This window comes from Selenomonas sp., assembly GCF_052169755.1.
Classification (GTDB): domain Bacteria; phylum Bacillota; class Negativicutes; order Selenomonadales; family Selenomonadaceae; genus Selenomonas.
The window spans coordinates 22,612-29,313 of the sequence record NZ_JBQNBV010000010.1 but is presented as its reverse complement, the minus strand read 5'-3'; the positions used below and the strand labels follow the sequence as shown (position 1 = coordinate 29,313).

At 58.6% G+C, this 6,702-nt stretch carries 6 protein-coding genes and 1 pseudogene; 3 read left to right on the top strand and 4 right to left on the bottom strand.

From position 1 onward, the window contains the following. The first annotated feature begins 130 nt into the window (after positions 1–130). On the top strand, positions 131–1,411 hold the full coding sequence (locus tag ACTTKG_RS01730; protein ID WP_442672536.1) for a DAK2 domain-containing protein: 1,281 nt from the start codon (positions 131–133) through the stop codon (positions 1,409–1,411). Here the strand turns inward: ACTTKG_RS01730 and ACTTKG_RS01725 are convergent. After that, positions 1,404–1,859, bottom strand: coding sequence for a DUF441 domain-containing protein (locus ACTTKG_RS01725; protein ID WP_442672535.1), 456 nt, complete (start codon positions 1,857–1,859; stop codon positions 1,404–1,406). The two genes, ACTTKG_RS01730 and ACTTKG_RS01725, sit on opposite strands and share 8 nt — an antisense overlap. Positions 1,860–1,994: 135 nt before the next feature. On the opposite strand from ACTTKG_RS01725, the gene ACTTKG_RS01720 reads away from it, so the two are divergent. Together ACTTKG_RS01720 and ACTTKG_RS01715 are read left to right on the top strand one after the other, a co-directional pair. After that, on the top strand, positions 1,995–2,309 hold the full coding sequence (locus ACTTKG_RS01720; protein WP_442672534.1) for a hypothetical protein: 315 nt from the start codon (positions 1,995–1,997) through the stop codon (positions 2,307–2,309). A gap of 210 nt (positions 2,310–2,519) precedes the next feature. Continuing rightward, positions 2,520–3,860 (top strand): annotated as a pseudogene (locus ACTTKG_RS01715) (anaerobic C4-dicarboxylate transporter). 54 nt (positions 3,861–3,914) lie between these two features. On the opposite strand, the gene ACTTKG_RS01710 reads toward ACTTKG_RS01715, so the two are convergent. The 3 genes from ACTTKG_RS01710 to panC all read right to left on the bottom strand — a co-directional run bounded on the left by ACTTKG_RS01710 (position 3,915) and on the right by panC (position 6,688). Further along, positions 3,915–5,279, bottom strand: coding sequence for an alanine/glycine:cation symporter family protein (locus ACTTKG_RS01710; RefSeq protein ID WP_442672533.1), 1,365 nt, complete (start codon positions 5,277–5,279; stop codon positions 3,915–3,917). A 174-nt stretch (positions 5,280–5,453) separates the two neighbouring features. Next, positions 5,454–5,837, bottom strand: coding sequence for an aspartate 1-decarboxylase (panD, locus tag ACTTKG_RS01705; RefSeq protein ID WP_442672532.1), 384 nt, complete (start codon positions 5,835–5,837; stop codon positions 5,454–5,456). Next, entirely contained in the window at positions 5,828–6,688 is an 861-nt protein-coding gene (gene panC, locus ACTTKG_RS01700; RefSeq protein WP_442672531.1) for a pantoate--beta-alanine ligase, read from the bottom strand. The genes panD and panC overlap by 10 nt, the downstream gene beginning before the upstream one ends. Positions 6,689–6,702: the final 14 nt, after the last annotated feature.

Sequence of the window (6,702 nt, the reverse complement as noted above, 5' to 3'; positions counted from 1 at the left end):
TCTGTAAGGGCGGCGCACAATGTCCACAAAGTGGACGTTTGTGCGTGTAGTTTGCATGGGGATCATGGATGAAAGTCCATCTGCTGGACGCTGCATGTATCCGTGGTTTCCGTAGGAAGAAGGGATCCTTATGACAGGCAATCGAGAGGTCATCACCGGAAGCGATTTCAAGCGTATGCTGAGCGGCGCTTACGGCGAGTTCCTTCTGGAATACGAGGGCATTGACGCACTCTCAAGAAAGAAGATGGGAGAGCGTACGACTTTGCCGGGTACGCATGTGCTGCGCACGATGGGAGCGGCGGTCATGCCGCTTGTCGACGCGAAGGACGAGAGCATCGGCGGACTTTCACGGCGTGTGGCGAGTGCGGCGGTGCTTGGGGCGCGCGGGACGGCTGGCGTCGTGCTCGCACAGCTTCTGCGCGGCATCGCAAAGGGACTGTCGGGCAAAGTGGACGCGACGTCGTCGGAGTTCGGCAAGGCGTTTCAGTACGGTATCCTCTATGCGCAGCGCGTGCTGCCGCCGACGGTGGAAACGGTGCTTGTCGCCGCTGCCAAGGCGGTCGCGAAGGGGGCGTATCATGCTGTGCGAGCGAATTTGCCGATCTCGGAGATCTTGCAGACGGCGATCTGCGAGGGGCAAAAGGCTCTGGCAGAGGAAAAGCGCGAGGAGCCGGGGGCGCTCGTCATGCAGACGTTTTTGGAGGGCTGTATGAAGGGGCTTGACGGCAACTTCGTGTCGCCTGCCGTGAGCCTTTCGCTCGGTATGGGAAAAGATCGGCTCTCGATTCCGGATCCGCGCCGCGATCTTGTGCGTCCGTACTGCGTGACGTTTCGCATCGTGGGCAGCAAGGTGCGCGCACACGATGTCGAGCGACGTTTGCAGGAGGAGTGTCGCTTCGTCGCTGTCGAAGCCGATGAGCGCTCTTTGCTCGTCCATGTGCATACGGATCATCCGGGCGCTGTCCTTGAGCAGGCGATCGGCTGGGGCAGGCTGCAGTCGTTTCGCGTGACGGATATGGCGGAGGCGCATTCGCTGACGGCGGATTATGCGTCGCTGCTGCCCGTTGCGCTGCTTGCCGTCGCGTCCGATGCGGCGCGCGGGCTGCGTTTGACGGAGCTTGGGGCGAATGTCATTGTGCATGGCAGCCGCGAGGAATGCCCGTCGGTCGCCGAGCTTCTGCACGCGGCGCACAGCGATCTCGCACGCACCTATGTGCTTGTCGCCGCCGATGCGTCGATGGAGCTTGTGCTGCGGCAGGCGAAGCGCATCCTTGGCGAGCGCGTCGAACTTGTGCTTGCGAGAGACGAAGCCGAGCAAGACAGAGCGGTCGCTCTTTATGACAAAAAAAGCACCGCCAAGGAAAACGCCAAGGCGATGCGCAAGCTGCTGGAAGAAAGCGTGTCTACTTGAGGACGGCAAAGAGCTTCATCAGTGCATAGGTCATGCCGCCCGCGATCAAAGGACCGACGGCGACGCCCTTGAAGAAGCAGACGCCGATGATCGTGCCGATGATGAGTGCAGCGACGATATGCGGATCGTTCTTCAGGAGTTCGACGCCGCCGCCGCCTGCCGCTGCCGCGAGTACGCCGCAGAGGATGGCGGCGATGCCCAAGGGGCTTTTGAAAGCGTCGATCATGTTTGATATGGTCACATCACCCGTCGCAATGGGTACGAGAATGGCGACCAGAAGAATCACGATCCCCCAGTTCAACCCATTGGCGGCGAGGATGTTGAGCATCGACGTCAGTCCGAGGAGCTTTAGGATGAGCACGATGATGACGGCATAAGCGACGGTCGTATTGTGCCCGGCGATGCCGAGCGCAAGGATCACGAACAGCATGAGATATTCGGAATACATTAGGAAGCACCTTCTTTTTGCAGAGGGAAATTTGCGGGGAAATGCCGTGCGGCGGCATTCTCTTAGGAAACGCTGAATGTATCAGTGCTTCTTATAGTATAGCGGAAAAATGAAGATAAGGAAAGGTGATCAAGCGTGTCAACGAATTACAGCGTAGCCATTCAGTATAAAAAGGAGCTGGGCTACATCGAGTACGATGCGAAAGAAAGGACGGCTACGGTCGTCTTAGATGATGCAAAGGGGCGCCGCGCGGTCGAAGCGTATCTCGGTGAAAAGCATGAGATCGGCGTGCCGCACGAAACGCTGCGCGATTTCAGCAAGGAGCTTATTGATCCTGTCGCCGATGTTGAGAGTTTCAAGACGGCTCTGACGCGCCTTTGGGAAGCGACGGACGTCCATGTCGATTGGAGCCGTCCCGTCGAGTATGTGAAGGAACATCGCAGATATTAAGAACGTAAGGAAAATTTTCCCACGGGGCGCGTCTGCGCCCTTTTTTATTGCCTGCGTACAATTATTGTATTATAATTAAAGCGTATGATCGGCAAGGCTTCTAAAATCCTGTGCGGAGGAAAGGGTTTTTCGGTTTCTCCGGTCAAGACAGTTTTAGGGAACGGGCGTCTTTTTTTTCGCCGTTTTCGTGGGATTTTGGGAGGAATTTTTATGGAAATGTTTCTGGGCTTTCTTGTCATGCTCGGCTGTTTGCTTTTCGGTGTGCATCACGGCGGCATCGGGCTTGCGGTCATCAGCGGCATCGGGCTTGCCGTCTATACCTTTGTCTTTGGCTATCAGCCGGGCGTGCCGCCGATCTCCGTCATGCTGACGATTCTTGCAGTCGTCACCTGCGCAGGCTTTTTGCAGACCTCGGGCGGTCTTACGGTCATGCTCAAGTATGCGGAGAAGCTTTTGCGAAACAATCCGAAACAGGTCACGATCTTCGCGCCTGTCACGACGTGGCTCTTGACCGTGCTCTGCGGCACGGGGCATGTCGTCTACACGATGTTTCCCATCATTTATGATGTGGCGATCAAGCAGGGCATCCGCCCCGAGCGCCCTATGGCGGTCTCTTCCGTCGCGGCGCAGATGGGGATATGCGGCTCGCCTGTTTCTGTCGCGGTCGTTTCCATCATCGCGTTTATGGCGCAGGCGGGGCATCACGTCTCGGTGCTGCAGGTGCTCGGCGTGACGATTCCGGCGACCTTGACGGGCGTCGTCTGCGCTGCGCTTTGGAGCTATCGGCGCGGCAAGGATCTGGACAAGGATGAGGCGTTTCAAGCGTTCATCAGGGAACCGAAAAACAAGGAGTACGTCTACGGCGAGTCGGAAAGCCTGTAGGATCAGGAGCTGCCGCGCCCATACTATCATGCGATGTTCATTTTCTTTATCGGCATTCTTGTCATAGCGGTTCTCGGCAACGATCCGGCGCTCTTGCCGCATTTTCCCGACAAGATGGGCGAGATGAAGGCGATCGACATGACGGAAGTCATTCAGATGATCATGCTCTTGATCGCCGCCGCTATCTTGCTTTTCTGCAAGGTGAAGGCGAAGGATGTCGGCAACAGCCAGGTGTTCCGCTCGGGTATGGTCGCGCTGCTCTCCGTCTACGGCGTCGCTTGGATGGCGAATACATATTTCAGCGCACACATGGCGATCCTCAAGGATTTTCTCGGTGCGACAGTGCAGGCGTACCCGTGGGCGTATGCGATCATTGCGTTCTTCACGTCAAAGCTCGTGAACTCGCAGGCGGCGGCGATCGCTATCGTCGTTCCTATGGCGCTTAATGTCGGCGTTGATCCCGTGCTCATCATGTCGTTCATCTCTGCCTGCTACGGCTACTTCTTCCTGCCGACGTATCCGTCGGATCTCGCGTGCATCGGCTTTGACCGCTCGGGTACAACGCACATCGGCAAGTATTTGCTCAATCACAGTTTTATGATTCCGGGGCTTATCGGCGTCATTTCCGGCTGCTGTGGGGGCTGTGTGGCCGCACGTTTGATCTTTTGAAAAAAAGGAAAGCGCCCGTACGATACCGAAAGAACGGTGTCGTGCGGGCGCTTTTTACGTTTCCTTCATTCGTGCATGGCGCTTGACATAGTTCATATAGAGGTTCGTTTCGCGCACGATGACGCCGGACAGGAGCAGGAGCGCGATGAGGTTCGGGATCGCCATGAGACCGTTGACGATGTCGGCGAGGATCCAGATGGCTTCGAGTTTCAGAAAAGCGCCCGAGGCGACGAGCGCGATGAAGATGAGCCGATATGGCAGCACGCCTTTGCGCTCGAAAAGGTAGATGATTGCGCGCTCGCCGTAGTAGTTCCAGCCGAGGATCGTCGTGAACGCGAAGAGTACGAGCGCGATCGTCAGGAGGTGGCTGCCGATCACGCCGTAGCTGGCGGCGAAAGCGGCGCTCGTCATGGCTGCGCCCGCCGCATCGCCCGACCAGGCGCCCGTCAAGACGAGGGCGAGACCTGTCATCGTGCAGATGATGATCGTGTCGATGAATGTGCCGGTCATGGAGATCAGCCCCTGCTCCGCCGGACGCTTCGTCTTGGAAGCGGCGGATGCGATGGGCGCGGACCCAAGCCCCGATTCGTTCGAGAATACGCCGCGCGCGATGCCGTTCTGCATCGCCATCATGACAGTCGAGCCGGCGAAGCCGCCGACGGCAGCCTCGCCTGTGAACGCGCTCTGTAAGATGAGGGCGACGGCGTGCGGCAGGGCGTCGATGTTCATGACGATGAGGATGAGGGAGAGCGCGATGTAGGTCAGCGCCATGAAGGGCACGATGGCAGCGGCGACGCGTGCGATGCTCTTGAGACCGCCGAGTGTGATGGCGGCGATGAGCGCTGTGATGGCGAGATCCGTCGCCCAGCGCGGCACGCCGAACGAGATTTCGACACTGTCGACGATGGCGTTGACCTGCGGGAAGGTGCCGATGCCGAAGAAGGCGACGAGTACGCAGGCGCAGGCGAAGAAGATCGCCATAGGACGCCACGCGCGTCCGAGCCCTCTTTCGATGTAGAACATCGGGCCGCCCGCGATGTCGCCGTGGCTGTCCGTCGTGCGGTATTTGATGGCGAGCAGTCCTTCGGCGTACTTCGTCGCCATGCCGAAGAACGCCGCCATCCACATCCAGAAGATCGCGCCGGGGCCGCCCGCCTTGACCGCCGTCGCGACGCCGACGATGTTTCCCGTGCCGACGGTCGCGGCGAGCGCGACGCACAGAGCCTTGAAGCTCGACACGTCGCCTTCGCCGCGGTTCTTCGCACGGAAGATGAGCGAGAGCGCGAGCGGCAGCTGCACGACCTGCAGGAGCCGCAGGCGCACGGTCAGGATGATGCCTGTACCCACGAGAAGGATGATGAGCGGCGGTCCCCAGAGTACGGAATCGATAGAATTGAGCAGCGGAATCAGATGGTCCATAAATACGTCCCCTCTCCATTGTCAAAGGACAATAGTGCATATAAATAACGAATCTTATGTTATCATAAATTGCGTTGATTTGTAAAGGCATGGGAAGAAAAAATCCCCTGCGACAGGCGTTTTGTTTCGCAGGGGATTTTTGTCCGAGGAAGCGCCGAAGAACCGCGTGCCAAGTTAGCTGATCGTACCGTGCTGCTCTCTCCCGCGCACCTCTCGCGGCTGGTTCTTTTCGTCTGCTATGACGACGATAGGCGTGTGGGCGCGCGCTTCTTCTTCGGTCATCATGGCGTATGACATGATGATGACAATGTCGCCGGGCTGTACGCAGCGTGCGGCGGCGCCGTTCAGGCATACGACGCCGGAGCCGCGTGCGCCTTTGATCACATACGTTTCAAGGCGTGCGCCGTTGTTGTTGTCTACGACCTGCACGCGCTCATGCGGCAAGATGTGCGCTGCCTCCATGAGCGCTTCGTCGATGGTGATGCTGCCCATGTAGGCGAGATTTGCTTCTGTGACGGTTGCACAGTGAATTTTGGATTTCATCAAGTTCAGCAGCATGGTTCTTCCCCCAGGATGATGTTGTCGATGAGGCGCGTCTTGCCGATGTATACGGCGACGGCGAGGAGCGCAGGCGCATGGATTCGTTCAATTTCTTCCAGATCCGGAAAGGAGTAAAGTTCGACGTAGTCGATCTTTGCCAGCGGTTCTTTGGAAAGTTCGACGGCGGTGATTTCCTTGAGTACCTTTGCGCGTTTTTCGCCCGTTTCGTAGACGTCGTGCGCTTCTTGCAGGCTCTTTGAGAGGACGAGGGCGGCGGTGCGCTCGTCGGGCGACAGGTAGGCGTTGCGCGAGCTGAGCGCAAGTCCCGATGCTTCGCGTACGATGGGCGCCATGATGATCTCGGTCGCGACGCCGAGGTCGGCGATCATTCGGCGCAGGACGGCTACTTGCTGCGCGTCCTTTTGTCCGAAGAACGCTTTGTCTGCGCCCGAGAGCAAGAGGAGCTTCAATACGACGGTCGCCACGCCGCGAAAGTGTCCGGGACGCTTCGCGCCGCAGAGTTTCGCCGTGAGTGCGCCCGTGACTTCGACGCAGGTCGCGTAGCCGGCAGGGTACATCGCCTCGGGCGCGGGATGAAAGACGGCGTCGACGCCTGCGGCTTCGAGTTTCGCTGCGTCGGCTTCGAAGGTGCGCGGGTAGGCGGCGAAGTCCTCGTTCGGACCAAACTGCATGGGATTGACGAATACGGAGACGATGACGCGATCCGCGCTTTTTCGCGCGGCTTCGACGAGTGAGAGGTGCCCCGCGTGGAGCGCACCCATCGTCGGCACGAGCGCGATCGTTTCGCCTGTGCGTTTGACGCTTTTTGCGTAGTCTTGGAGTGCCTTCGGTGTGGTCAAGATGTTCATGAGATTGCCTCCTA

Bases quoted from the DNA above. Each gene is read 5' to 3' on its own strand.
- ACTTKG_RS01725 (WP_442672535.1), bottom strand. From the start codon at position 1,859: ATGTATTCCGAATATCTCATGCTGTTCGTGATCCTTGCGCTCGGCATC.
- panC (WP_442672531.1), bottom strand. From the start codon at position 6,688: ATGAACATCTTGACCACACCGAAGGCACTCCAAGACTACGCAAAAAGC.
- ACTTKG_RS01730 (WP_442672536.1), top strand. From the start codon at position 131: ATGACAGGCAATCGAGAGGTCATCACCGGAAGCGATTTCAAGCGTATG.
- ACTTKG_RS01710 (WP_442672533.1), bottom strand. From the start codon at position 5,279: ATGGACCATCTGATTCCGCTGCTCAATTCTATCGATTCCGTACTCTGG.
- panD (WP_442672532.1), bottom strand. From the start codon at position 5,837: ATGCTGCTGAACTTGATGAAATCCAAAATTCACTGTGCAACCGTCACA.